Annotated in this window: 21 protein-coding genes; 7 read left to right on the top strand and 14 right to left on the bottom strand. The window is 58.5% G+C overall.

Annotated elements, in window-relative coordinates:
* Positions 1-15: 15 nt before the first annotated feature.
* The 3 genes from HV783_RS13775 to HV783_RS13765 all read right to left on the bottom strand — a co-directional run bounded on the left by HV783_RS13775 (position 16) and on the right by HV783_RS13765 (position 2,947).
* A complete protein-coding gene (locus tag HV783_RS13775) occupies positions 16-909 on the bottom strand; it encodes a DMT family transporter (protein WP_175189326.1) in 894 nt (297 codons plus the stop codon).
* 13 nt (positions 910-922) lie between these two features.
* Positions 923-2,281 carry an MFS transporter gene (locus tag HV783_RS13770; protein WP_175189331.1) on the bottom strand — a complete coding sequence of 453 codons (1,359 nt, stop codon included), beginning with the start codon at positions 2,279-2,281 and terminating at the stop codon, positions 923-925.
* 96 nt (positions 2,282-2,377) lie between these two features.
* Entirely contained in the window at positions 2,378-2,947 is a 570-nt protein-coding gene (locus tag HV783_RS13765) for an SRPBCC family protein (RefSeq protein WP_054500281.1), read from the bottom strand.
* Positions 2,948-3,590: 643 nt separating this feature from the next.
* On the opposite strand from HV783_RS13765, the gene HV783_RS13760 reads away from it, so the two are divergent.
* From HV783_RS13760 to asnB (HV783_RS13730), 7 genes are read left to right on the top strand one after another with little or no spacing between them, the layout of a single operon-like run.
* Positions 3,591-4,370 (top strand): ABC transporter permease, encoded by a 780-nt coding sequence (locus HV783_RS13760; protein ID WP_302477801.1) that lies wholly within the window; start codon positions 3,591-3,593, stop codon positions 4,368-4,370.
* Between the two features lies 1 nt (position 4,371).
* A complete protein-coding gene (locus tag HV783_RS13755) occupies positions 4,372-5,124 on the top strand; it encodes an ABC transporter ATP-binding protein (RefSeq protein ID WP_175189324.1) in 753 nt (250 codons plus the stop codon).
* Between the two features lie 5 nt (positions 5,125-5,129).
* A complete protein-coding gene (gene wecB, locus HV783_RS13750; RefSeq protein ID WP_302477800.1) occupies positions 5,130-6,200 on the top strand; it encodes a non-hydrolyzing UDP-N-acetylglucosamine 2-epimerase in 1,071 nt (356 codons plus the stop codon).
* Between the two features lie 20 nt (positions 6,201-6,220).
* Entirely contained in the window at positions 6,221-7,012 is a 792-nt protein-coding gene (locus HV783_RS13745) for a hypothetical protein (protein WP_175189322.1), read from the top strand.
* 9 nt (positions 7,013-7,021) lie between these two features.
* Positions 7,022-8,605: a glycosyltransferase family 4 protein gene (locus HV783_RS13740; protein ID WP_175189321.1), complete on the top strand. Its 1,584-nt coding sequence runs from the start codon at positions 7,022-7,024 to the stop codon at positions 8,603-8,605.
* Positions 8,605-9,384: a polysaccharide deacetylase WbmS family protein gene (locus HV783_RS13735; protein ID WP_175189320.1), complete on the top strand. Its 780-nt coding sequence runs from the start codon at positions 8,605-8,607 to the stop codon at positions 9,382-9,384. The genes HV783_RS13740 and HV783_RS13735 overlap by 1 nt, the downstream gene beginning before the upstream one ends.
* Position 9,385: 1 nt before the next feature.
* Entirely contained in the window at positions 9,386-11,299 is a 1,914-nt protein-coding gene (gene asnB / locus HV783_RS13730; RefSeq protein ID WP_175189319.1) for an asparagine synthase (glutamine-hydrolyzing), read from the top strand.
* A 97-nt stretch (positions 11,300-11,396) separates the two neighbouring features.
* Here asnB (HV783_RS13730) and HV783_RS13725 read toward each other — a convergent pair whose 3' ends face one another.
* The 11 genes from HV783_RS13725 to HV783_RS13675 all read right to left on the bottom strand — a co-directional run bounded on the left by HV783_RS13725 (position 11,397) and on the right by HV783_RS13675 (position 25,297).
* The gene (locus HV783_RS13725) at positions 11,397-12,542 is read right to left on the bottom strand and encodes a glycosyltransferase family 4 protein (protein ID WP_175189318.1); all 1,146 of its coding nucleotides are present in this window, start codon (positions 12,540-12,542) and stop codon (positions 11,397-11,399) included.
* 12 nt (positions 12,543-12,554) lie between these two features.
* A complete protein-coding gene (gene asnB / locus HV783_RS13720; RefSeq protein WP_175189317.1) occupies positions 12,555-14,450 on the bottom strand; it encodes an asparagine synthase (glutamine-hydrolyzing) in 1,896 nt (631 codons plus the stop codon).
* Positions 14,451-14,455: 5 nt separating this feature from the next.
* Positions 14,456-15,541 (bottom strand): non-hydrolyzing UDP-N-acetylglucosamine 2-epimerase, encoded by a 1,086-nt coding sequence (gene wecB, locus HV783_RS13715; protein WP_175189316.1) that lies wholly within the window; start codon positions 15,539-15,541, stop codon positions 14,456-14,458.
* Between the two features lie 170 nt (positions 15,542-15,711).
* Positions 15,712-16,839 carry a glycosyltransferase gene (locus HV783_RS13710; protein WP_254603900.1) on the bottom strand — a complete coding sequence of 376 codons (1,128 nt, stop codon included), beginning with the start codon at positions 16,837-16,839 and terminating at the stop codon, positions 15,712-15,714.
* Positions 16,839-18,743, bottom strand: a complete 1,905-nt coding sequence (locus tag HV783_RS13705) for a polysaccharide biosynthesis protein (protein ID WP_175189315.1) — start codon at positions 18,741-18,743, stop codon at positions 16,839-16,841. The genes HV783_RS13710 and HV783_RS13705 overlap by 1 nt, the downstream gene beginning before the upstream one ends.
* 92 nt (positions 18,744-18,835) lie before the next feature.
* The gene (locus tag HV783_RS13700; RefSeq protein ID WP_175189314.1) at positions 18,836-20,245 is read right to left on the bottom strand and encodes a hypothetical protein; all 1,410 of its coding nucleotides are present in this window, start codon (positions 20,243-20,245) and stop codon (positions 18,836-18,838) included.
* Positions 20,232-20,933 (bottom strand): lipid II flippase family protein, encoded by a 702-nt coding sequence (locus HV783_RS13695; RefSeq protein ID WP_175189313.1) that lies wholly within the window; start codon positions 20,931-20,933, stop codon positions 20,232-20,234. The genes HV783_RS13700 and HV783_RS13695 overlap by 14 nt, the downstream gene beginning before the upstream one ends.
* Positions 20,930-22,039, bottom strand: a complete 1,110-nt coding sequence (locus HV783_RS13690; RefSeq protein ID WP_175189312.1) for a glycosyltransferase family 4 protein — start codon at positions 22,037-22,039, stop codon at positions 20,930-20,932. Before HV783_RS13690 ends, HV783_RS13695 begins: the two co-directional genes overlap by 4 nt.
* A 213-nt stretch (positions 22,040-22,252) precedes the next feature.
* Positions 22,253-22,846 carry a sugar transferase gene (locus HV783_RS13685; protein WP_175189311.1) on the bottom strand — a complete coding sequence of 198 codons (594 nt, stop codon included), beginning with the start codon at positions 22,844-22,846 and terminating at the stop codon, positions 22,253-22,255.
* A complete protein-coding gene (locus HV783_RS13680; RefSeq protein ID WP_175189310.1) occupies positions 22,843-24,021 on the bottom strand; it encodes a DegT/DnrJ/EryC1/StrS family aminotransferase in 1,179 nt (392 codons plus the stop codon). Before HV783_RS13680 ends, HV783_RS13685 begins: the two co-directional genes overlap by 4 nt.
* Positions 24,022-24,037: 16 nt before the next feature.
* Positions 24,038-25,297 carry a glycosyltransferase family 4 protein gene (locus HV783_RS13675; RefSeq protein ID WP_175189309.1) on the bottom strand — a complete coding sequence of 420 codons (1,260 nt, stop codon included), beginning with the start codon at positions 25,295-25,297 and terminating at the stop codon, positions 24,038-24,040.
* Positions 25,298-25,357: the final 60 nt, after the last annotated feature.

The raw sequence follows: 25,357 nt of genomic DNA, 5'->3' as shown, positions 1-25,357 counted from the left end.
TCCGGCGCGGTGGGGTCACCGACCCTGTCCGGCTGTGGCGGGGGCCTTGCCGCCAACCAGGCCCAGCGCCAGCGCCGTCCCCACCACGATGATGCCGGCGCCAATCAGGATGGACGCGGTGATCGCCTCGTCCAGAAACCAGGCGCCCCAGACCACGCCGAAGACCGGCACCAGGAAGGTGACGCTGACCGCGCCGGTCGGCCCCACATTGGCGATCAGCCGGAAGAAGATGATGTATGCCGCGCCGGTGCAGACAACGGCCAGCAGGATGGTGGCGCCCCACGCCCCGGCTGAAACCGGCGCCTGCGGCCAGGTGGCCAGCGCCAGCGGCAGCAGCACCAGGCTGGCGGCGAGCATGCTGCCGGTGGCGTTGGACAGCGCGTCCACCCCGGTCAGGAAACGCTTGGTCCAGTTGGCCGCGATGCCGTAGAAGATCGGCGCCGATACCGCCGCCACCACGGCGGGGCCGGTGCCGCCGGCTTGGAAGTCGAGCTTGTCCCACACCAGCACCACGATGCCAAGCAGACCGATCGCCAGGCCCAGCGAGCGCGACCATGGCAGTCGATCCTTCAGCCACAGCCAGCCGACCACCGCGCCCCATACCGGGGTGACCGCATTGGCCACGGACAGGAACCCCGCGCCGAGCGATTGGGCGGCATAGGCGTAGAGCAGGAACGGCAGCGCGGCATTGAAGATGCCCACCACCAGAATGGCTTTCCAGTGCCTGGCGATGATCGGCAGCTTGCCGCGCCACAGCGCGGCCGGCAGCAGGAACAGGGCCGCCAGGCCGACGCGCAATTCGATCAGCGCGACCGGTCCGAATTCGCCCACGGCCAGGCGCATGAACAGAAAGGAGCCGCCCCAGACGGCAGCGAGGAGCAAAAGGTCCAGCAGGTCGCGACGACGCATGATCGGCAGTGAATCAGGATTGAGCCCGGGTGGTGACCAGGTTTTTCATCTTGACCCGATGCGCGAGCACCGCACAGATCAGGCACAGGACGATACACAGCGCCAGCCCCGTGCGCACTCCGTTTAGTATCGTGCCGTGCGAAATCAGGATGCCCACCACCGCGGTGCCCAGCGCGCTGCCGATGGCGCGGGTGGTCTGCACCAGGGCGGAGGCCACGCCCACGTCGCGGCGTTCGCTCAGCATCTGCATGAACAGCGTGAGGTTGGGCAGCAGGAAGCCCAGCGCGCAGCCGTTGACGAAGAACGCGGCCAGGATCCACCAGGCCGACGTCCCCGGCGAAATCAGCAGCACCATCAGCGTCCCCACCGCCAGCAGGCCGGCGCCGAACACCATCAGGCGCTGCGGTTCCGTCTGCCGGGGAAACAGGCGGCCATTGATGATGCTGCCCACCGAGATCGCGGCCACCAGCGGGGTCAGCAGCAGGCCAGCCTCGCTCGGGGTATAGCCCAGCACCTGCTGCAACAGCAGGGGGCTGTAGAAGATCAGCACGAACATCACGGCGCCGACGGTCATGGCGGCCAGGTTCAGCAGCTGCGGTTCGCGACCGGCCAGCACGCGCAGGGGAAAAATCGGCGAGGCGACGCGTCGCTCGATCGGGATCAGCAGGGCGATGGCGCCGACGCCGATTACGGCCAGCGCCAAGCCCATGATCGGATGCGCATGCTCGCCCCGGGCGAAGCCCAGCTCCAGCGCCGCGAGCGGCGCGCCCACAGCCAGCACCAACAGGATGGCACCAATCCAGTCGATGCGCCGTTCCCCCGTGTGCACCGGCTTAATGCGCGGGAAATACTTGGCCAGCAGGAACAGGGCGACCGCGGCCGCGATGGGCGAAATGAAAAATGCGGCGCGCCAGCCCAGCGCCTGGGTAGCGGCGCCGCCGAGCACCGGGCCGATGCCGCTCGCCATGGCAAAAGCGGCCGAGACCAGCGCCATCCACTTCACCCGTTGTTTGGCATCCGGGAACAGGTCGGCCGGGGCCGCGAAGGCAGTGGCGATCATCATGCCGCCGCCGATGCCTTGTAATGTACGAAAGAGGATCAGTTGCCCCATGGTCTGGGACAAGCCGCAGGCGATCGAACCCAGCGCGATGATCAGCACGGAAACCAGCATCAGCGGCTTGCGGCCGAACATGTCGCCCAGGCGGCCGAAGATCATGATGGATGCGGCGGTGGCAAGCAGGTAGCCCGTGCCGACCCAGGCATACAGGGCCATGCCGTTCAGGGCCTCGGCCACGCGTGGCAGGGTGGTGCTGATGATGGTTGAGTCGAAGGCCGCCAGCACGACGGTGGCGGCCACCCCGGCCATGCCCATCAGCAGGTCGCGGCGGGAGTGGGCGGGCTCCGAAGCGGGCGTTGGGGGGAGCGGGGCGGTCATGCCGCCTAGGATATCACCGGCGCCCCGGGGTCTTTACTTATAAAACGCGTGGTAGCTCCAGAACACGGCGATCACCAGCACGACCAGCGCCCAGGACCAGCGTGAGTTGGACAGGCCGCGCGGTTCGGGCTCGGGCGGCGGCGGGGGCGGCGCCAGCCGCGGCTGGGCTGCCATGTGATCGATGAAGGCGGTAAAGAACTTCTCGATGATTTTTTCGCCAGCCTTCAGCACCAGCCCTTCGCCGCATTCGGCGAGCTTGCCGCCAGTCATCCCGGCCACCGTGTACGCGATCCGAGTGCCCTGGTCCTTGGTCGACAGATTGACCTGGGCGGTGCCGATAGCGAGGCAGGCGGCGCGGCCCTTGCCTTCGAACACCAGGGTGCAACTGTTGGGGGGATCGACGTCCGAAAGCAGGATCTCGCCCTCGTAGTCAGTGTCCAGCCCGGCGATCTTGGCTCGCAGCGTGACGGCGTACTCGGTGGGGCTACGCTGCGTGACGTTGACGCAACCGGGGATGCAACGTTGCAGCACCGCGGGATCGGTCAACGCATCCCAGGTCTGGTGCTGGGTTGAAGGAATCCACTGGGCATCGGCTATGCGCATGGTTGTCTCCTTGTCAGGCGTCGTTATGGATTCATTGTGGACTCAAATCAAGTAAACGCCAAGGTGTCAACGCAGGTAGCGCTGCCTCCATCGTAAGGTTGGTGATTTTTCCCTGGATTTCTTCCGTTCGTGAAAAACAGCTTAATCTAATAATCCCCGCGACCTTTTCAAGAAAAAAGCGTCAAAAATGGCAATGCCGGCGAAGGGGAAATATTTGGAGATAATGGAAATGATTATTTTCGTGCCCCCGATTTTTGTAGTCCACATTTTCTCACGCCTAAGTACCGTGCATGAGAAAGCGTCGCATTTGCGTGGTTGTGCTGTGTTCGCGTCTGTCTGCCGGGAAAGGGGCAACGCGGCGGATGGCGGGCTGGACTTGGACGCCGTAGGGGGGCAATCACAGCCGGATATCACCGCAATTCCTTGATGTTGCCTGTAGATGTTGATGTGCTAGCGGGGTACACTATGCCCCGCTCGCCGACCGCCGCATTTCCATTCGCAGGCAAGGCCATTAGCAGGTAAGGGCAAGTGGCGTTAATTATAGGCGCTGCTTGCTCCAATCCGAAGAACGCCGAATGGAAGCACACGTGGGGCTCTCTATCGGGTCGTCACGCCTCTTTATTAGTAATCAGGGCACAGATTAATGAATGGTTTGTATAATGATATAGCGAGTAGTTTATCGAGAACCGAGGTGTGGATACGCCTTGGATTTTCGGATACTGCCTCCAAGTACCGCCGAAGTATCCTTGGTCCGCTTTGGATAACGCTCGGAATGGCTATAACCATTACCGGCCTCGGTGTGTTTTGGTCGTTGATTTGGAAAGTAGATCTTTCGGTATTCTTTCCTTATCTGACTGCCGGTATCTTGATATGGAACTTCCTCGTTTCGACTATGGTCGAGGGGGCGGTCTGTTTTGTGCAACAGGCGCCGGTTATCCGCGCAGCTCCGTTGCCTATGTTTATTCACCCATTGCGCTTGGCGGTGAAGCTGGTTATTACGCTAGCTCATAATAGTTTGGTGTATGTCGGTGTTGCGCTTATATTCAAGACGCCGGTGGATCTTGCTACGTTTCTAGTGTTGCCCGGGCTCGCGCTGCTGTTTCTGTTTGCAGTTGCTACTGCTCTACTCCTGGGGATTATCGGGGCACGCTTCCGGGATTTCACCCCGATTGTTGAGGCAGTCATGCCTTTGATCTTTTTCCTGACGCCGGTGCTATGGTTCCAATCGACCCTCGGGCCTCGTGCGTTCATTGCCGAGCTAAACCCGTTTACACACTTTATCGCCGTGGTGCGCGAGCCTTTGCTTGGGCACATGCCGACCGTCGTGAATTATTCGGTCGTTATCGGGTTGACCTCGCTTGTATGGGTGGTGGCATTGGTTATCTTTTCCCGCTGCCGTAAGAAAATATCTCTGTGGATATGAAATGGCGTCTATTTCTCTTCAGAACGTATCGTTGGAGTTTCCTATATTCTCAGCCCGAGCCACGTCACTGAGGCATCAAATTTTGCGGCTGGGAACCGGCGGTTTGATTGGTGCGAATACCAGTGGTCATCGAGTTGTTTCTGCGCTGACGGATATTAGCCTTTCGATTACCGATGGGGCAAGAATAGGCCTTATTGGGCACAATGGGTCAGGTAAAAGCACTCTTATGCGCCTTATTTCGGGGATTTATCATCCGACGCGAGGAACATCGAGTATCGAGGGCCGAGTGTCCACCATCTTTGAGCTTGGCGTGGGTGCTGACCCCGATCTGTCCGGAATGGAAAATATCTACCGGATCGGCGCGATGATGGGAATGTCGCAGGAACATATTCGCGACTTGGTGCCTCAGGTAACCGAATTTACGGAATTGGGCGATTTTATCGATTTGCCGGTAAGAACTTATTCTGCTGGTATGTCCATGCGCTTGTACTTCGCAATGGCTTTGTTTTCTGATCCTGAAGTTCTACTGATCGATGAGGTATTTGGCGCGGGGGATGCTGCTTTTCAATCTCGGGCAGAAGCGAGGCTAGAAAAGCAGATATTCGATTCGCATATTTTCATGTTTGCATCCCATTCCCCGGATTTGGTTAAGCGGTTTTGTGATAAGTGTATTCTGATGTCACACGGGAAAATGGTTTTCTTTGGCGATACGGCAGATGCTTTGATTGAATATCAACGTCTTCAGGTGGCGTAAGAATTATGAAAATACTTAGAGTCGTTGGTGCCCGGCCTCAGTTCATGCAGGTTCCCGTTTTGAGGCAGGCGTTGCTTACCCGTGGCCATCAGCATGTACTCTTACATACCGGCCAACATTACGATGAAGGTATGAGTACGGTATTTTTCCGTGAATTAGGTATTCCCGAGCCCGACATAAATCTGGCAGTAGCTGGTCTATCGCATGCAGCGATGACTGGCCGCATGATGGAAGGCATCGAGCGTGCGATATTGACGGAACGACCAGACGTTGTGCTAGTGGATGGCGATACCAACTCCACGATGGCTGCCGCTTTAGCCGCGTCGAAGGTACACGTGCCCGTAGTACACGTTGAGGCAGGCTTGCGGGATTTTGATCGTCGACGCCCGGAAGAGATCAATCGCATAGTGACCGACCATATTGCGGCACTGAATTGCGCCCCTATTCCCCGAGCTCTGGAGAATCTGGAGCGCGAGGGTCTGGGGGGGCGGTCGCGGTTGGTAGGCGATGTCCTGCTTGATTGTTACGTCCGCAATTGGCCTCAGCGTAGCAAGCGGATCCGGGATAAGCTGGGTCTGCGACCTGGGCAGTACCATGTGTCGACTCTTCATCGTCCAGAGAACACCGATCCGGAGAACGCCGACCGTTTTGCCGACATCATCTCTTGCATGGCCGCGCTGGACAAACCCGTGGTTCTCCCTGTCCATCCGCGTACGCGAGCCGTTTTGCGCGCCTATCAGGACGGCGGCGGCACGCTGGGTAACATACAGTGCATCGACCCGATCACTTATTTCGAGATGCTGGGATTGCTCGAGCAGGCGGATATGGTTATTACCGACTCGGGTGGTTTGCCACGTGAAGCTGTATGGAGCGGATGTCGCTGCGTGATGCTCTTCCGGCAAGATACTTGGCATGATTTGCTGGAACGCGAATGGGCCACCATCGGTAAAACCGATAAAGCTTCGATAGAAGCGGCTTTTCACAACGCGACGCGACCGCCGGTCGACGCTGTAAGAGAGTTCTTTGGAGGTGGTATGGCGGCAGTGCGAATCGTAGAGGCCATTGATAAACTTTAAGATAAAGGACCGCTATTGTGATGATTTCCGAGAAGGCGAAAATTGGCAAAAATGTCGCGTTTGGCGCAAATGTCCGTGTTTACGATAATGTTGTGATCGGTGATAACGCGGTAATTGGTGATTTTTGCATTTTGGGGCACCCGGCCGGAGGAGATTACAAAGGTAAAGCACTGACCCTCGGCGAAGGGGCGATTATTCGTTCCCATTCGATTCTGTACGAAGGTAGTGAGTTCGGACCCGATTTACGGGTGGGGCACTCCACCTTGATCCGCGAAGGCCTAGTGGCTGGTTGCAATCTGCAGGTCGGCAGCTTTAATGACTTAGAGGGTGAAGCAAAAATCGGTGATTGGGTTCGATTCCACAGTAACGTACATATTGGTCGCGGCGCGGACATCGGCGATTTGGTCTGGATTTTTCCATATGTCGTGTTGACAAACGATCCGATCCCTCCCTCGGGCCTCAAGGAAGGCGTCACGCTTGGTGCTGGGTCGGTGGTATGTACCAGCGCAGTGGTCTTGCCAGGGGCGAACGTGGGGGCAGGCGCGTTTGTCGCCGCAATGGCAAGAGCTCGTGGCGCCATACCGGCAGGAGCGCTCGTCGTTGGTGGAGAAGGGAAGGTAATCGGCAGCATTAAGAAGCTAAAACACCGTCCCTCCGGCAAACAGCATCCTTGGATGAATCACTTCGCTGCGGCTTATCCGGAAGAGGCGCAGGCGCGCATCAAAGCGCTGCATCAGGAGGTAGAGGCAGCAATTTTGGTGCTGGAAGATAGCTTGGCCCAAGCCGAGTCGACTAAACTTCGGCCCGCATGAGTATGTGAGATGAATTCCAAAGAAAAGAAAATCATGATGATCGACCGAAATTTTATGGTCGATCGACGTATTGTGCTCGAAGCCAAGCTTTTGCGTAAGACGGGACAGAAAGTTGCTTTATTGGCGACATATAATACGCACGGCTCCAACGAACGAAATATTGATGGCTTGCCCATACTGCGGTTTCCCGAACTAGACGTAGATCTGACCGCGGGGATCCCCGATGTCCGTGTCTTCGACGATATTGAGACATGGAAGCCACCGTTGCCTCAAGGGGTGACGGAAACAGAAGCTACGACTCGTGATCGCCTTGCCCGCGAAAAAGCTGCATCCAGCGAGGCGAGATTCAGAAGGGTATTTCCCGTTCTACGCCGATATTTTGGTCGAGCTGTCGGTGGGGGGTTGGCAGCGCTATCGGCACCGAATTTCTCCATGGGCGTTGTAGCGCGCTCCAAGTTGCCAGCGCTGGTCAGACGCCCCGCAGTTGCCCTGCTCGCATTATTAGCGGGGAAACTCTCGACTGCCTCACAGGTAGTGGCTCCTGTCCGAGAACTTCCTGATCAGACAGCTCTCATTACCCCACTGAATTCGACATTGAAGGAGTACTTTTCCGCTGAGCCATTGGATATGTGGGAGCACTTCGTCATTCAATTTGCGTTAGCGATTGATGTTATCGACGTGGTTCATGTGCATGATCTGCCAGCACTCAGAGTGGGAGTGGTTGTGGCGCAGACCAGGAAGATACCTCTTATATATGATGCTCACGAGCTCTACAGTTATCAACCTGGGGTTGAAGGCGAAAGAAAAGACCGACTGTTTAATACAGAGCACCGCCTGATAGGGTATTGCGATGAGGTGGTGGTCATCAATTCGGACCAGGCAGCAGTCATGGCGAAGGATCATGACTACCACCGTTTCACTCCGCTAACCAATGCGACCGAACAGCCGGAAGGATTTGATATCACTCGGCGGTATTCTAAGGTACGAGATAAAATAGCATTGCCGGATGATGCCAAGGTCATGCTGTTTATGGGCGGTATAAACCGAGGGCGAAAAATTCACTTTTTGCTCGAGGGCATTGCCAAAGCAAAGAACCCGGTGCATATCGTTTTTCTCACGTGGGGTATGGAAATTCCCGAGTTTGAGGAAATGGCAAAAGAACTGGGGATAGGCGATCGAGTCCATTTTCTCCCTCCGATTCCTTGGAATGAAATCGTCTATTGGGCAGCATCGGTCGATATCGGTGTGATGCCCTACCAAGCGGAAGATCTCAATACGACAATTTCGTCGCCCAATAAAATGTACGAATTCATTGCCGCCGGTACTGCAATGATTGGTTCGAGCGAATTGACAAACGTGGAGCGAGTGGTGGGCAAAGAGGGGTTCGGGGTGTTAGTGCCGTTCCATGTTGCAGAGGATTATGCGCGTGCGATCGATATTGCACTTGACCCCCAGCTTGGGGGAGTAGAACGATTCCGCCCCGCATTGATAAAAAACGCCCACAAATACCTGTGGGATGCAGAGGCTCAGGCTTTCTCGGCCATGTATAACCGTGTGCTCAATGAGCGACGGGATATTGCCACGGTGAAATAATGGAAAATTTGAACGAATATTTTAAAAATGATCCCTTTTCGCCGTACTACAATCTGAATGGACTGGAGACGGTAATTCTAACCACGGACATTGATTGGGCTCCAGATTATGCAACTGCGGCGGTGCTTGAGTTGGTCGCAGAGGCGGGCTTCAACATCACGGCGTTTGCCACGCACGACAGTCCGCTTCTTAAGGCATCGAGCGAGTTTGTCGAAATCGGTCTGCATCCGGATAATACCCGTCCTCATCCAGAATTCCGTTTCTCTCGAAAAATACTTGAGCTGAAAGAAATTTTTCCTGATTCGGTCGGTTTGCGCTGCCACCGGAATTTTTTTGGGCAGAATATAAGTGACCTTGCGAAAACGGCCGGTCTTTCTTACGATATCAGTACATTTCTTTGGGGGCAGCCATTTGCGCAATGCTATTACGACTACAATGGCCTGGTTCGTATGGCATACGTCTGGGAGGATGGTATCCACGTTGACCTAAACAAACCGCTGGAGCTCGAGCATGTCAAGTTGGATCAGCCAGGTTTAAAAATCCTGAACGTCCATCCCATGCTCATATATTTGAATGCGCCCAATGATAAATTGCGTCGCGATTTGACTCGCGGGGTCACGGACCTCACTTCTGTGCCTGCAAGTCACTTCTCCCAGGCAATTTACAGCGGTTACGGCCTCAAGAGCTTTTATCGGGATCTTCTGGTCGAGTTGAAACGTCGAGGCGTGCGAACCTTAATGGCGAAGGATGTCGCGGCCTTGAAGAAAACGGGGGCATGATATGTGCGGAGTATTCGGATTCATTTCGCACGCGCCGGTAGGCGATGCCGAGAGCATACTGAATCGTGGAATCGCGATGCAGCGGCATCGTGGCCCTGACGGTGAGGGCGCCTGGATCTCTCAGGATCGGCGAGTTGGGCTGGCGCATGTCCGGTTGTCCATTATCGATCTGTCTACTGAGGCGGCGCAGCCGATGACAGACCCCGATTCCGGTATGGTAATCACCTACAACGGTGAAATATATAACTACATCGAACTCAGGAAAGAGTTGGGCGGAGACTTCCGCACGACTTCGGATACTGAAGTGGTGTTGCGTGCCTATTTGCGCTGGGGGGCGGACTGCGTTAAGAAATTGCGTGGCATGTTTGCTTTCGTGATATGGGATCCGAAATGCAACGCGGCTTTTTTTGCGCGAGATCGTTTCGGTATAAAGCCGCTGTATTGGACGAAGCAAGGTGAGCGAGTGTATTTTGCTTCGGAAATGAAAGCCCTCGCACCGTTTATGGCTACTCGAACAGTATGTGCGTCGGCGCTGTCAGAATATTTCTCATTTCAATTTACCCTAAGTGGCGCGACGCTGCTTGAAGGCGTGCATGAGGTCCCTGCTGCTCATTGTGGTTGGATGCCGCAAGACGGTAGCCTGCGGATTGAACGCTATTGGGAGGTGCATTACGAGCTTGATGCCTATCATACTGAAGCATATTTTGTTGAGCGGCTGAGAGAATTGATGGCAGAATCTATCGATTTACATATGCGCGCCGACGTGGAAGTCGGGGCTTATGTGAGCGGTGGAATTGATTCTAGCCTGTTAGCGATCCTCGGACGCGAGGCGCGCCCTACAGGGCCATTCAAAATATTCAACGGACGCTTCTCTGAAAATCAGGCCTTTGACGAGTCTAGGTATGCACAGATTGTGGCTGATGAAAATAGCATGAACTGCTATTTTCAAGATATGACGCAAGATGATTTTGTGGATAATATCCAGGATGTTATTTATCACCTGGATGGACCTGTCGCCGGACCAGGGTCTTTTCCACAATACATGGTATCGCGTTTGGCTGCATCTAAGGTAAAGGTGGTTTTGGGGGGACAGGGTGGGGATGAGATTTTTGGGGGCTATGCACGCTACCTGGTAGCGTACTTTGAACAGTGTATCAAAGGGGCGATTGACGGGACACTTAATAACGGAAAGTATGTGGTTACTTATGAGTCTATCATTCCTAATTTGGTTACACTTAAAGAGTACAAGCCAATGCTTCAGGAATTTTGGTCCGGCGGTCTATTCAGCCCTCGTGATGAGCGCTATTTCAGATTAATCAATCGCGCGAACACATTGAATGGAGTGGTGGCCCCTGAAGCAATTGCAGCGGAACCCGTAATGCGCGCCTTCAAAGAAATTTTTTGGGGCGACAATGTCGGTGCGGAAGCTTATTTCGACCGTATGACTCACTTCGATTTCAAAACGCTATTGCCGGCCCTGCTCAGAGTCGAAGATCGAATGAGTATGGCGCATGGAGTGGAGTCACGGGTTCCTTTCCTGGATCATCCGCTAGTGGAATTCGCTGCAACGATCCCGGCAAATATCAAGTTTGCAAGTGGCGAGCTTAAGCGCTTATTGCGCGTGGCCTTTTCACAGCGCCTTCCCAGTGCCGTGAGGGAACGTAAGGATAAGATGGGCTTTCCAGTGCCGTTGAATCACTGGATGAAGGCGGGTGGACGCACTACTGAATTCGTGTGCGATATGCTCGGATCTGCCAAAGCGCGTAGCCGAGACTACCTTGCTCCGGGAGCGAACCTGATAGATCAAACTTCCAAGCAAGGCGCCTATAACCGAAATATGTGGGCGTTCCTATCTTTAGAGTTGTGGCACCAGCAATTTATTGACGCGTCCCCAACTGATAGATTGGCCGCTTAATAAGCGCCGCTCGCATATTCGCGGAGATGCGGGCGGTGTTGGAAAATTTTCGTACAGTTATTGCAACGCGTGGTAGGAGCTCAACGGACTAGAGAGTTCAGAATAATTTGGCATTTAATTTTTTATATACTTGCAATAGTTTTTTTTCTTGCTCGCCCCAGTGATATAGTTCGCGGCAACGGCGCATTGCTTGTTCGCAGGACGCTAGAGCCTGCCGATCAATATGCTGGATCGCATTGGTGATGGCGGTTTCTTGGCCGTCGGGGACTATCCAGCCTATGGCATGATCGGTGACCATTCGTCGCAGTTCAGGTAGATCGGAAACTACTACAGGCAGACTGGCCATTATGTATTCGAACAGCTTATTGGGCAGGCAATAAAAGTACGACAGGCACAGATTTTCGATCAGGCACAGTCCGACATCTGCCGAGGCGGTATAGGAGGGCAGGTCATCCGGCGATACCGCAGGGTGATAATAAATGTTTGCGGACGCCGCCGCAGCCTGGGCGATAGAGCCCGCCAGGGGGCCGTAACCCATGAATACCACGACTCGCTTGTCGTCAGGCATCCTCTTGAATGCGTCGATGATAGGTTCGATACCGCGTCCGGGAGCCAGTCCCCCCTGATAGAGGAAAATAATGGCATCCTTGGCAATGCCTAGGGTCGAACGGAAAATATCTGCTTTGGGCGGGGGCGCGAGGGGCGGACAGTTCAGTACCAGCGCGGGTTTTGCAATCCCGTACATGCGAACGTATTCTTCGGCAATGGATTCGCTGACCGTCATGGTGGCGTCCGCATGCCGGATCCAGAAGCGCTCCATCATGCTCTTGACGCGTATCTTCCAGCGCGGTTCATTGGCGACGTCATTGATCTCGAATTCGTGCGCATCGTAAACGACACGTGTGCGCTTGCGGCCGAGCATGCGAGCGACGGCGCCGGCTGGCAACGTGGGCAGGTCATTGCAGTGGACGATGGCCGCCTTGCGGGCCAGCAGAAAGGCCCGCCACAGCCATTCGACATACTTGAAGAGCTGCACCGGCAGCACTTTAGGCCAGCCGCGGCTCAACAGGCGCACGCGTCGGACGTCGATGCCATGCACGGTTTCACGCTCCGGCAGACCGGATTCATGCAGGGCAACCACAAATGGCTCGTAGCCGGCACGCTTGAGCGATTGTGCTTCCTTGAGCACGCGGCTATCGTTGGTGAAGGGGTTTAGCACCAACAGGGCGACGGTCTTGTTCATCAAATACGGCGCTCACGCCCGAACATTCATGACGTGCATCCAGCGCTGGAAGTTGATCCAGCGCCACGTCTGCCAGCCGAAGGGTTTGCGGCCGGCAATGACCGCATCGAATTCAGCGACCAACTGTGTCCTGTCCAGAAAGGTCGCGCCTGTATTCTCGGAGAGCCAGCCGCGGATCTGAGGAGCGAGCGCCCGCAGCCATTCGAGCTCGGGGGTCTCGAAGCCGATCTTGTCCTTGCGATCCAGAATGGCGTCCGGGACAATACCCCGCATGGCCGCGCGGAAAATGTGCTTGGTCTCTCCACCGGAGGAAATAAGATGATTTTCTGGCAGTCCCAGCAGAAAATCCGCCATGTCGGTGGTCAGGAAAGGCACTCGGCTTTCGATCGAAAACCGCATCGAGTTCCGATCGCCGTGGCGTAGCAGCCAGCCTAGTCCGCGCCGCGTCAGGGACTGTGCCAGTTCACCCATGAGGCGGCGTCCGCGCGCTGGTGACGGCCAACCGTCACGGGGAAACTGGGTGACGACACCGGCTTCGATGCACTGATCGACGTCCAGCCAGGCAGGGGCCGATTTGCGGCCGCTGGCATTGCGCGCGCGATGATAGAGCGCATCGGGCAGCATGAGCGCGACGGTTTCCTGCAGGATGGCCCGGCTGGACGGCCGGCCGGGCCATTGCCGCTGACGGCCAAGGAATGCCCAGGCTTCGGTCAGCCGGCCCTCCTGCAACAGGCTCACGATACGGTGTGCGGGATAACCGTGGTAGCCTGCCAGCAGTTCATCCGCACCCTGGCCCTCCAGCGCCACGGTGATGCCGTTTTCCTTGGCGAGTTTGAAGACGCGGTATTGTGCGTAGATGCTGGTGCTGCCGAAGGGCTCGCCCTGGGCGCGGATCATATCGTCCAGATCCGCCGCCAGTTCGTTCGGTTCGACCACGACCTTGTGGCCGTGGGCGCCCACCTGGGCGTTGACCAGATCTACCCATTTCTCTTCAGATTTCTGCGATCCCCTGGCAATGAAACTGAAGGTGTGGATGGGCAGGTCCGGCTCGATGTGCCGCATGGCGCAGACGATGGCGGAGGAATCCACACCGCCCGACAGCGCCGCTCCCAATGGAACATCGCTGCGCAGGTGCAGCCGTACGTTCTGCAGGAAGCGTTCGCGTAGATGGACGGCGGCGTCGGCTACGCTGATCTTCTCGCGGGTGTGGATGGACGGGATCCACCAGACGGCGGGTGCCGACAGCGCCCCAGTCTGGGGAGACAAGGTCAGGATGCTGCCGGCCGGAACATGCCTGATGCCGTCGACGAAGGTGCGCGCGCCATGGTCGTAGCGGCCGTGCACGAGATAGTCATAGGCGGACTGCCAATCAAGCCGCGGTTCCTCGGGCGTCAACGCCAGAATGGCGGGAAGCTCCGATCCGAAGACCAGTTGGCCATCCGTATAGCGATAGAAAAGCGGCTTGATGCCAAATGCATCACGGACGAGGCTGAGCGACCCATCCTTCGTGTCCACGATCGCGAATGCGAACATGCCTTTGAAGCGGGTCAGGCAGGACGGGCCCCAGTGTATCCAGGAGGTCAGCAGGACTTCGGTATCGCTGTCCGATTGGAAGTGATGGCCCGCCTGGCGCAACTCCTGGCGCAGTTCCGTGTAGTTGTAGATCTCGCCGTTGTAGACCAATATATAGCGGCCATCGGACGAGCGCATGGGCTGATGTCCGCCCGCGCTGAGGTCGATGATGGAAAGCCGCGTCTGGCCCAATGCGGTTTCCCCCCAAGGCGCATGCGCGGATTCCACGCCATGGTCATTCGGCCCACGGTGCTTGAGAGCAAGGATGCCCCGCTCGATCCGCGAAGGCAGATCGGGCAATGGCGTTCGCCACCAGCCGCCGAGAATGCCGCACATGGTGCCTAGCCCGCGAGATGGGTGGCAATAATGCTGGCGGCGTCACCGGCGCCGTAGGGTTGAATCTCGGCGGGCCGAATGGTCAGCGCGTGCTGGCAGGCCGCAGCGATGGCGTCGGCGGATTGAGGCGGCGTCAGCAGATTCCAGCCGGCGTCCACGAGCTCGACCCATTCGGTCTCGTCGCGCAGAGTGACGCAAGGTACGCGGTGGAAGAAGGCTTCTTTTTGTACACCGCCGGAATCCGTGGCGATCAGCGCAGCGTATTTCTCCAGTTGCACCATGTCCAGGTAGCCCACGGGATCCGTGATGACGAAACGGTTGCGCAGGTTTTCCAGTAAGCCCAGGCGAGCCAACGTGGCGCGTGTGCGGGGATGGATTGGCCAGACGACGGTTTTCGTCGCCGCGACTTGTTCCAGGCCCTGCATGATGGCGCGAAGGCGTTGGGGGTCGTCCGTATTTTCGGCACGATGCACAGTGATTAGGACATATTCGTGCGGCGTCAGGCCGAGGCGTTCGAGGGCGCCGCCTTGCTCGGTGACGCGGGCGCCATGCCGTAGGGCCACGTCGAACATCACGTCGCCAACCTGCGTGATCGCCCCCTCGGCTACGCCTTCTTTGATGAGGTTGTCGCTTGCGCTGCGCGTGGGCGTGAACAACCAGCGGGATACGCGATCGGTCAGGACGCGGTTGATTTCCTCGGGCATGCGCATGTTGAACGAGCGCAAGCCCGCTTCGATGTGTGCGACCGGAATATGCAGCTTGGCCGCCGCCAGGGCGCCCGCCAGCGTGGAATTGGTGTCGCCATAGACCATGACGATGTCGGGACGCTCGGCCAGTAGTACCTGTTCGACCGCTCCGAGCATACGCCCTGTCATCTCACCGTGGCCGCCACCGTGGATGTCCAACTGATGCTTCGGTTTGTCCATGCCAAGCTCGTCGAAGAATACATCCGACATATTGCTGTCGAAATGTTGGCCCGTATGAACCACGATTTCCTGCAGACGCGCATCCGCGGCGATTGCGGCGGATACGACGCTGGCCTTGATGAACTGCGGTCGAGCGCCGAGGACGGTGAGAATTTTGGTGGTCATATTGGACAATCAGTCTGGCTGGCGCCGTACGCGGTGCGGCGGTGATTTGTCTGATGGATCGCGGGGCGCATTTGCCGCGCGCGCCTAGCATGTCGCAACCCCGATTTAGGCAGAGCGTAATGATACTTGAATCCCCTGCGGGCGCTCTTGGGATTCGGGTTGCGGAAGAGCTACTGTTGGGCGATTGCCGCGTACGCGGCGACTAATTTGGCCTCTTCGTTTTTCCAGTTGTAAGTGTCCCGAATGGCGGCGCGGCTTGCGCGACGCATCAGCCGCTTTTGGTCGTCCGGCAGATTCAGCATCATCTCGATGGCCTGCGCGACACTGTCCGTGTCGAGGGGATCGACACAGATGCCCGCTCCGGAGGAATCGAGTATGCCTCGCCATAGCGGGAAGTCCGAGGCCAATACGGGCAAGCCCGCAGCCATATATTCGAACATCTTGACCGGTAAGGCGTCGAGATAATTGGGGATGGGATGCAGCAGGACAAGGCCCAACTGCGATTCGTGGAGCACGTCGCGGACGGCGCTCCGGTCCAGGACCCCGCGATAGTCCACGTTTTTCCACGCCGGCATGGTAGCCAGTTCGGCATGCAGCGCCTCGCTTTCCATTGGCCCGGCCAGAATCATCCGCGCATCGGTTTTTTCTAGCGCTTTAAGCATCTCAACTGCGCCGCGCATACGCGTGATACCACCTATGTAGCAAACGTTGCGAGTAGCGTCAGGAGAAGATACGGCGAGATCGGATTTTTCCGACGTTTCGCCAAGTTCTCCCGGAATAGGATAATTGTTAACGGCGATACTATGTATGCCTTGGGATGTGTAGCGTTTGGCAATATACGGCGTGGCGCCAACCACGACCGCACAGCGCCGGGCAATGAAATTCTCCAGGCGCTCGAATGGCCACGCGATGGCGTACCGAACCAACGGATTGATCCAAGGTTTGCTCAGGAGTTGGCGAGGTACATCTTCATGGGCGTCGTAAATGACCTTGCGGCCCATGTAACGGAACGCGAGCGCAATGGGGAGCAGTTCGGGGTCATGGATGTGGATGATGCTCGCATCCGTCTTGCGCACAGCGTTCCAGACGATCCAGGTTTTGCCCAGCATGCGATGGATGCGTCCGTTCGGACGGCCAACATCAATGATGGATACGCCTTTGCACTGCGCATTGCCCTGTCCGTCGGCGACATATAAATCAACTTGGTAGCCCGCGTCTACGAGGCTGCAGCATTCCTTGTGGAAAATTCTGACGTCGAAGCGCGGATGCGCCGTGGTGAGATGCGCTACCCGAACCATTATTGCGAGGCGTTTGCAATACAGCGGGACGCCACGTCTTCCGCTTGTGGGCTGAATTCGGCGACCAATGTCTTCAGGGTTGCCACGATTTCGTCACGATTCCAGGAGGCCAGCGATTGCTCCATGTGATCCAGTCCGGCTTTCAATTGTTCATAGGGCAGATCGTTCTCTCGCGCCTGCATGATGCGAGGATGCAGAGTGGGTTTGACGTCGCCGCCGATAAGGAGTTCTTCATAGAGTTTTTCACCCGGACGCAGGCCCACCACACGCAGTTCAATATCGCCGTCCGGGTCCGACGCGTCACGTACGGTTAAGCCGCAAAGTCTTACCATGCGTTCCGCCAGATCGCGGATGCGGACCGGTTCGCCCATGTCCAGCACAAAGACCGACCCCGATTCTCCCATGGCTCCGGCCTGGAGCACGAGCTGTGCGGCTTCAGGAATAGTCATGAAATACCGGGTAATGTCAGCGTGTGTCAGTGTGACCGGCCCACCAGCCAGGATCTGCCGATGGAATAGCGGCACGACGCTACCGGAACTGCCGAGAACATTACCGAATCGCACCATGGAAAACCGGGTTACGTTCTGGCGTTGGGACAGCGACTGCAGGATCAGCTCGGCCAACCGTTTGGATGCGCCCATGACATTGGTGGGCCGGACGGCCTTGTCCGTCGAAATTAGCACGAAATCGCTGACATTCGCGGTGATTGCCGCCTTGGCCAGCGATAGCGTTCCCAGCGCATTGGTGGCGACGCCCTCCGAGACATTTTGCTCGACCATCGGCACGTGCTTGTATGCGGCGGCATGGTAGATCGTCTGGATTTGATATTGTCTAATGCGATGCAGGCTGTGATCGTAATCGCGAACCGAACCGAGCACGGCCACCAGTTCGATAGGGCGGTGTCCTATCAGTTGCACCAGTTCCTGCTCGATCGCATAAAGTGCGGGTTCCGACATTTCGTACAGGACGAGCCGTGTCGGATTCAGTGCGACGATCTGGCGGCAAAGTTCCGATCCGATGGAACCTCCCGCGCCGGTCACCATGACACTGCGACCAGTGACGCAGCGACCTAGCAGATCCGGTATGGGAGCCACGGGATCGCGGCCAAGCAGGTCTTCGACCTGAACATCACGCAAACGCAAGCCGTTGGAATCCACAAGCTCGCGCAGGCTGGGAACCAGCCGGATGCGCAAACGGTACTGCTCAGCGGAATCAACGATTTCGCGCAGGCGAGCGCGGCCAGCGGTCGGCATCGCGATCAGGAGTTGCCGCACCCCATGCCGCTCCACCAGGGAGGGCAGATGCTCGGGGGGGTGTATCCGAAGTCCCGCGACCATCAGACCGTGCTTGCGACGGTCATCATCCAGCATGGCGACAGGGTGATAGTGAGGGCCGGCTCGCAGGGCCGTGGCGAGTTGGGAGCCGGCACCGCCTGCGCCGTAAATGACGACGGGAATGCGAAGATCGCCGACATCCTTGGTATCTGTGAACAGCGCGCGGCGGGCGACCCAGCGCGTGGCGACCAGGCCCGCGATGGCGAGTGAGCCATAGATAACAAGAACGGCCCGCGACAAACCCACCAGATGCAGAAAGGTATTGGCGGCTGTGACGACCATGACCGAGACGGCGATTCCCCCGGTAATGCCCAGGATCACCCGCTCATTCATGTAGCGCAGGATGTAGTTGTAGACCCCGAATCCAGCCATTGCGAGCACGCCGCCGGCACAGGCAAGCAAGGAAAGGGCGAAATAAGAATTGTTCAGGAAAAATAACTCGAAACGCAGCCACAGCGCCAGATAGAACGAAATCAGCAGGATGATCGCGTCGAGCAGAACCGCAAGGGCCTGCTTGGCTGGCCGGGGTAAATCCACAAAAAGACGCCGGATGGCTAGAGGAAGAATCATGGGGGCGTCAATACCGTATGTGCCTTGTTATCTGTGCGCGAAATTTTACAGTTGTTCGCGCTGACCGCAGATCATTCTGCTAAATCTCACAGTCAGGACTGAAGTTGGGGCGATCGATTACGCGCAGAGTCTCCGCGCGGAATGGTTCCAGCCAGTACACCGAGGAATATCCAGAAGGGCTGGAAATAGACCATGGAACTGGGGGCGAGACCGGCAATGCCGGCGACCAGCAGGCTGATCCGGCCTCGCCAGTCCAGCCGCCACATCAGCCAGCCCAGCAGCAGGAACCAGCCCAGCCCGACATGAAAGAACATTTCGAGCCAGAAGAAATGGGGCGACGCCCATGGAGCCTTGTTGCCAGGCCAGGTCAGGTTCAATTGTCCCGCGCCCAGCCCTGTGAACCATTGCCACCACGGCATTGCCCGCCATTCCGCCAGCATATCCATGGTGAGCCTGGCGCGGAAGGCGGAAGATTCATCTCCATCCTGTGCTTTGATGCGTACGTTTGCGGTCGGCGCCGGCGGCGGCTCATGGTGGGTCTCGGCCAGTGGCACCGGTGCGACATGAATGCCGGTGCTCGGCGGGGGCCCCATCGCCGGGGCCGGGGACTGGGCTTGCCCGATGCCGGAGGCAGGCGCCGGTGGCGTCTCCGTCATGGCGGGCTGCTCCGCCACGACCGGGGGGGCAACATGGGTTGGCGGGATTCCGCCGGGGGGCGGGACGTCAGGTGGGGCCGTCGCCTGGATGGTTGGCAGGGAAACCAGATGCAGGGGTTCGCTCTGCAGCGGAAGTGCGGCCAGCGTCGCCAGCGTACAGGTGGCCAGGAATTTCAGGCGTTCCCGCAGCCGGTCGCCGTCCACGAGCCACACCAGGTACATGATGCCCAGCACCAGGGCGGCGGCCATGTCCGCCCGTCGATTGAGCAACAGTGCGTAGAACCAGCACGCGCCGAACAACGGTAGCGAAAGGCGCCGGCGACAAAGCAACCAGATGAGGTTGGCTAACACCAGCGTAGTGGCCATGTCGTTGATGTTGTTCCACACCCCGCCGGTCAGCAGATAGCGGGGCCGGAACCGCTGTGCTTCGGTCCAGGCGTCGAATGCAGGAAAGTAGGCGGTGATGAACCAGTAAGCCAACAACCCGGGGAACAGGAACAGGAACGGTTTGGGTCGGCGTGCGATCGTTTCGCCCAGTATGGCGGAAGCCGCGCCAATCAGGAGGTAGATGGTGTATCGGGTGTAGCGGTCGTCCGCCATGACCCAAAGCGATTGAAGTGCCAGGAGAAGCACGAGGATGAGCACCGGCAGCTTCAGGCGGGTATTCCACGCCGCAATGCGCCAGGATGGAGCGATGGCCAGGGCCACGACGAAAAACGCCAACCCCCAATGGAATGGGCGCAGGGGATAGGGCACATAGATCGACGAGCCGGCCAGGCACAACGCGAAGGCGGCCAGCATGAGCCGGTCGGCCAGACGAGTTGTCCTGGTGTCAGCCCAGCGCATTGCCCAGGCTCCAGAACAGCGTTGGCGCCAAGATGCCGACTGCCAGCAGGCGGCCCGTCAGCATGGCCTGCACCGCATGGTAGACGTCGTGGGTGGGATGGTCGTCCACGATCGTGGCGATGCGCGGCTCGAGCACGAACGTGAGCAGCACGGTGGCGAATCCGTTCACGATGCCGGAGAGTTGCGAAATGGTGCTGCGGTAGTCGTGGAACACCAGCGCAAAGTAATACGACACGAGCACGCCAACCGCATAACAGAGGAATACTGCCGCCGCCAGTACGATGATGCGCTTGCGAGGGAACCTGGAGGGTGTTTCCAGTTGCTTGCGTACGTCTATGCTGCGCAGCTTAGGTTTTCGGCTGCGCCGCTGGATGAAGTTCGCCAGCAAGGTGATCCAGTGGAAACGGATGAAGAATGCGAGCAGCGAGAGTGCCGTGGCGCCGGCCAGCGCGCCCAGTCCCATCATCTGGTAGGTGACAACCGGGATCTGCTTGTCTATCAGGAATCCCAGCAGGGGCATCAGCGCCAGATAGAAGAATCGCGTGATCGTGGTTGTGGCGTTCTGAACGGCGTACCCCGTGACCGGCTTGCCCGCAAGCCGGCCGGCGATGCGGGCGTAATAGCTGAGGTACTCGAGCAGGTGGATGGTCGAGAAGCTCAGGATGACGAGGACGATGAGCAGCGTCATGACGCGCCGTGCGCCGTGGAGCCGTGATGGATGCGCAAGGTTTCCCGGTAGGCCTGCTGCATCAGGTCGAGGCTATGATCCCAACTGTAGCGGCCGCGCACGCGCTCGCGGCCGGCCGCCCCCATCCGTGCCCGCAATGGCGCATCCAGTACGAGGGTTTCGAGTTTGTAGGCGGCGGCATCGGCATCTTCGATCGGCACGACGAAACCCGTCACGCCATCGAGCACGACCTCGGCGGGGCCATCCGCGTCGGACACGACGACAGGCAGTCCGCTCGAGCAGGCTTCCAGAATTGCTACCCCGAAACTATCGCGGCGGCTCAACGCGACATAAATGTCCAGTTGGTCCAGCGCGGACGGTACGTCGGCATGCGGAATCTGCCCCTTGAGTTCGACGCAGTCCGTGAGCCCGAGGCTTTCAGCCATCTTTGCAAGCATGTGGAACTGGCTCCCACCGCCATAGATCCTCAGCATCAGCCGATCAGCCAGATCGGGGTGCGCCATGGCAAGCCTGCCCTTGAGCTTTGCGAACGCCTGGATCAAGGTGTCGATCCCATAAATCGCCTCCAGTGTCTTCACCGTGCCGATGACAATATGGTCTGACGGATTTCTTACAAGCTTGGGTGTGAATTGGTGCTCGTCGATGCCGAAGGGCGTGACAAAAATGGGGGTGCTGGACAGCTCACGCATTTTAATCGCCATGGCGTGGCTGGTCGCACCGAGCGCCGTTGCGCGGTCCAGGGTCTTGCCCAGTACGGCATGGTGCCAGCGGCTCTTGTTCGGGAAGTCGTAGATATCGCTGCCCCAGGCCGACAGCAGGTTAGGCAGGAAGCCCGACAGTCGAGCCAGCAGGCCGTAGCCGGTCGCATAGTGGGTGTTGAGCAGGTCGGGCTTGATCCGGCAGAGCAGTTGTCGCAGCTTGAAAACAGCCAGGAAGTATCCCCAGGGGGCACCGCAGGGTAATTTGTGCTGATGGACTGCCGGCGCGATGTCCGAGGAAGGGGCGTCAAGCGACAGCAGGTGCACCTCGTGGCCGCGTGCGCTCAGGCCATTGGCCCATCGTACGGTATGTATGCTTCGCGTCGCACCCAAAAGCGCGACTCTCATAGGTGAAGCGATGCCGGTCTGGACTGCAGTAGTTACCGCGGACGGGGGTTCGGAATGGATAGTCAATCTGATGCCGGTTTTTATATATATTGAGTCAGACGGCAGTCTAGCAACAGCCTAACACAGCCATTATTTCGACCGCGTTTCTCGGACTGAATCAATGTGTATCAATGCGTCCGATTTCGTGATGGGCACACGTGTTCGGACACATATTCACCGCCTGAGAATGGCGGCGAAAGTCGCGACCAGGATTTTCATGTCGCCGATGAAGGAGCGCGTGCGCACATATTCGCTCTGGAGCCGCAGCTTTTCGGGCAGGATCTGTTCGCGGTAAGCCTGTTCCGGATCGCTGGCTTGCGCCAGCAGCTCGTTCTCATGCCGGAACTGGATGGATGCCAAGTCGGTAATGCCTGGTTTCACTGACAGCACGATGCGCCGTTGCTCCTCGGGATAGAGCTCGACATACCGGGGCACTTCAGGACGTGGGCCCACCACGCTCATGCTGCCGGCCAGTACGTCGATGAGCTGGGGCAGTTCATCCAGCTTCCAGTGGCGGATCCAGGCTCCCGTGCGCGTGATGCGCGCGTCACCCCCAACGGTGATCTCTTTCGAATTGCCGGCGGTGTTGACCGCCATGCTGCGAAACTTGTGTATCCGGAAGGTCCGGCCGTCCTTGCCCACACGCACCTGGCGGAAAAACACCGGACCGGGCGAGTCGCGCTTGATGGCCGCCGCGATGATCAGGAACAGGGGCGACAGGACGATCAGGCCCAGCAGTGAAACGACGAAGTCGAACAACCGTTTCATCGGCGGCGAAGCAGCGTCTCGACGGCACTGACGACACGCTCGACTTCATCATCGGTCATGCGTGAATAGATCGGCAGGCTCACCATGCATTCGTAGGCCTGCTGCGAATGCGGAAACATGCCGGGCTGAAGGCCGTAGCGGTCACGCCAATAGGGCTGCAGATGCAACGGTACGTAGTGCACGCTGCAACCGACGCCGGCTTCCGTCATGTTCAGGATGAAATCGTCCCGGCCGATCGGCGCATCCGCAGACAGGCGCAATACATACAGATGCCAAGCGTGTGTGTCGTTGACGTCGTAGCCGCGGGCGGCCAGCCGTTCGGGACTTGGCGGCAAGGTAAGCGGCAGATCGGCGAATGCGTTGTCGTATCGTGCAGCGATGTCGGCGCGGCGGTCGCGCATTTCTCGCACCCGCGCCAGCTGCACGCGGCCCATCGCGGCGGCGGTGTCCGGCAGGTTGTACTTGAACCCAGGAGCCACGATCTCGTAGTACCACGCCGGCTTCTTCGAAGTGAAGCGGTCGAAGGCATCGCGATCGATGCCATGCAGCCGCATGACACGGCAGCGCTTGGCCAGCGCGGGATCGCGCGTGACCACCATGCCGCCCTCGCCGGTGGCAAGGGTCTTGGTGGCGTAGAAACTGTAGACAGTGATGTCGCTGGCCAGGCTACCGATCAGTTCGCCTTTCCACGTGCAGGGCAGGGCGTGTGCCGCGTCTTCGATGACGCGCAGTCCGTGCCGGCGGGCGATGTCGAGGATGGCGGTCATGTCACAGGACAGGCCGCCGTAGTGCACCGGGATGATCGCCTTGGTGCGCGGCGTGATGGCGCGTTCCACGGCCTCAGGGCTGACACAAAAGGTATCAGGATCGATATCCACCAGTATGGGTTCAGCCCCCAGGTACCGGGCAACTTCGGCGCTGGCGGTAAAGGTGTGGGTGGTGGTGATGACTTCGTCGCCCTCGCCCACGCCGATGGCTTCCAGGGCCAGGTGCAGGCCGGCGGTTGCCGAGTTCACCGCCACGGCTTCCACGCCACTGCCGATGAAGGCCGCGAATTCCTGCTCGAACGCTCGGGCGTTGGGCCCCGTAGTGAGCCACCCCGACTTCATGGCTTCAGTGACGGCCGTGATTTCGGCGTCGCCAATGTCAGGTAGTGCGAAGGGAATGAAAGACATGTTCGTGGCCTGGCGGCTAAGGACGTTGCGAAGCCGGGATTGTAGTGGAGCCATGCACGGCATCGCCAAGCGACTCGAGGAATTGGCGGGCCAGGAAGGGGTAGCTGTGGCGTTGCTGCACAAAGGCCTTTCCACGTGCCCCCAATGCTTGACGTTCAGTTTTTGGTAAGTTGGCCAGGTCGCTGATTGCGCCGGCGATGGCCGGCACGTCATCCGCGGGGACGCTGATACCGCAATCCGCGTCGCTCACCAGGTCGTAAGGGGAACTCGTGGCGTGAACGACGGGCAGTCCCGCCAGCATGTAGTCGAACAATTTGTTGGGGCTGGTCCCGAACTGGTAGAGCGGGCTGTCGTGCCAACCGATGTAGGCAATGTCAGCGAGGGACAGCAGGGTCGGGATCGTGGGTTTTTCCACCGGATCCAGGAACAGGATGTTCTTCAGGCCCAATGATTGAGCCCGCTGCATCAAGCGTGCCTTCTCTACGCCTTTGCCGACCAGCAGGTATCCCACGTCCGCGGATTCCGGTCTTGCCGCGGCCTCGATCATCGGACCCAGCGCATTCGATACCGCGTGGCCCCCGGCATAGACGCAGGTGGCCTTGAACTGGCGCGTGAATTCGGTGATGCGCGCTTCGACGGGGGGAGGCAGCGCACGAGCAGTTTCGGCGGGATCGAATCCGTTGGGGATGTAGCCGAACTTGTCCGGGGCCATGCCGCGGCCTTGCAGATGCGGCGCGGTGCCAGGCAACAGGGAGATGACCTTGTCGGCATGCCGGCAGGCGTAGTCCTCCGCCAACTGCATGGAGAAGATCATGGGATGCCGTTCGGAAAAGCCGCCCAGCAGCCGCGGCGTCAATGGCCAGAGGTCATGGACTTCGTAGACGAGTTTGGCCCCGGCGATGCGGGCGATTTTCGCGGCGGGCCAGATGTCATAGGGATAGGTCGACGAGGCGATGACGACATCGGGAAGGTCCGCGGCCAGTTCGCGAGCCATGCCGCGGACCTTTGCCGTGAACTGCAGCATATTGAGCAGGCGCTTGGCGCCATTGCCGGCGTAGGGGCGGGTGCGCAACCAGAGATAATCGACGCCGTCGATCTGTTCACGTGTGACGGGGGATGAAACGGCGGGATTCTGCTGGCGCAGGTGCGAGACGCTGCTGGCGACGATGGTGACGCGATGGCCTTGTCGCACCCATTCGCGGGCCAGATAATACGGCCGGAATTCCATTCCGTGCCGGGGCGAACCGGCGTAATGGTTGATAAGCAGGATATTCATGCCGACATCGTAGCGTGTCGCCGCCAGGGATGTGGCGGTGTGTCTGGCACGGCGCCGCGG

It is taken from the genome of Achromobacter dolens, assembly GCF_902859745.1.
GTDB classification, from domain to species: Bacteria; Pseudomonadota; Gammaproteobacteria; order Burkholderiales; family Burkholderiaceae_B; genus Achromobacter; species Achromobacter dolens.
Note: the sequence above shows the minus strand (reverse complement) of the source record. Positions and strands in the feature narration are given on the sequence as shown.

What these genes read in the sequence shown, in the direction of transcription:
- HV783_RS13710 (WP_254603900.1), bottom strand. Translation starts at nt 16,839, where the DNA reads ATGGTTCGGGTAGCGCATCTCACCACGGCGCATCCGCGCTTCGACGTC.
- asnB (WP_175189319.1), top strand. Translation starts at nt 9,386, where the DNA reads ATGTGCGGAGTATTCGGATTCATTTCGCACGCGCCGGTAGGCGATGCC.
- HV783_RS13725 (WP_175189318.1), bottom strand. Translation starts at nt 12,542, where the DNA reads ATGAACAAGACCGTCGCCCTGTTGGTGCTAAACCCCTTCACCAACGAT.
- HV783_RS13770 (WP_175189331.1), bottom strand. Translation starts at nt 2,281, where the DNA reads ATGGGCATGGCCGGGGTGGCCGCCACCGTCGTGCTGGCGGCCTTCGAC.
- HV783_RS13690 (WP_175189312.1), bottom strand. Translation starts at nt 22,039, where the DNA reads ATGAGAGTCGCGCTTTTGGGTGCGACGCGAAGCATACATACCGTACGA.
- HV783_RS13775 (WP_175189326.1), bottom strand. Translation starts at nt 909, where the DNA reads ATGCGTCGTCGCGACCTGCTGGACCTTTTGCTCCTCGCTGCCGTCTGG.
- HV783_RS13680 (WP_175189310.1), bottom strand. Translation starts at nt 24,021, where the DNA reads ATGTCTTTCATTCCCTTCGCACTACCTGACATTGGCGACGCCGAAATC.
- HV783_RS13705 (WP_175189315.1), bottom strand. Translation starts at nt 18,743, where the DNA reads ATGATTCTTCCTCTAGCCATCCGGCGTCTTTTTGTGGATTTACCCCGG.
- HV783_RS13675 (WP_175189309.1), bottom strand. Translation starts at nt 25,297, where the DNA reads ATGAATATCCTGCTTATCAACCATTACGCCGGTTCGCCCCGGCACGGA.
- HV783_RS13755 (WP_175189324.1), top strand. Translation starts at nt 4,372, where the DNA reads ATGGCGTCTATTTCTCTTCAGAACGTATCGTTGGAGTTTCCTATATTC.
- HV783_RS13760 (WP_302477801.1), top strand. Translation starts at nt 3,591, where the DNA reads ATGAATGGTTTGTATAATGATATAGCGAGTAGTTTATCGAGAACCGAG.
- wecB (WP_302477800.1), top strand. Translation starts at nt 5,130, where the DNA reads ATGAAAATACTTAGAGTCGTTGGTGCCCGGCCTCAGTTCATGCAGGTT.
- HV783_RS13735 (WP_175189320.1), top strand. Translation starts at nt 8,605, where the DNA reads ATGGAAAATTTGAACGAATATTTTAAAAATGATCCCTTTTCGCCGTAC.
- wecB (WP_175189316.1), bottom strand. Translation starts at nt 15,541, where the DNA reads ATGACCACCAAAATTCTCACCGTCCTCGGCGCTCGACCGCAGTTCATC.
- HV783_RS13745 (WP_175189322.1), top strand. Translation starts at nt 6,221, where the DNA reads ATGATTTCCGAGAAGGCGAAAATTGGCAAAAATGTCGCGTTTGGCGCA.
- HV783_RS13700 (WP_175189314.1), bottom strand. Translation starts at nt 20,245, where the DNA reads ATGCGCTGGGCTGACACCAGGACAACTCGTCTGGCCGACCGGCTCATG.
- asnB (WP_175189317.1), bottom strand. Translation starts at nt 14,450, where the DNA reads ATGTGCGGCATTCTCGGCGGCTGGTGGCGAACGCCATTGCCCGATCTG.
- HV783_RS13765 (WP_054500281.1), bottom strand. Translation starts at nt 2,947, where the DNA reads ATGCGCATAGCCGATGCCCAGTGGATTCCTTCAACCCAGCACCAGACC.
- HV783_RS13740 (WP_175189321.1), top strand. Translation starts at nt 7,022, where the DNA reads ATGAATTCCAAAGAAAAGAAAATCATGATGATCGACCGAAATTTTATG.
- HV783_RS13695 (WP_175189313.1), bottom strand. Translation starts at nt 20,933, where the DNA reads ATGACGCTGCTCATCGTCCTCGTCATCCTGAGCTTCTCGACCATCCAC.
- HV783_RS13685 (WP_175189311.1), bottom strand. Translation starts at nt 22,846, where the DNA reads ATGAAACGGTTGTTCGACTTCGTCGTTTCACTGCTGGGCCTGATCGTC.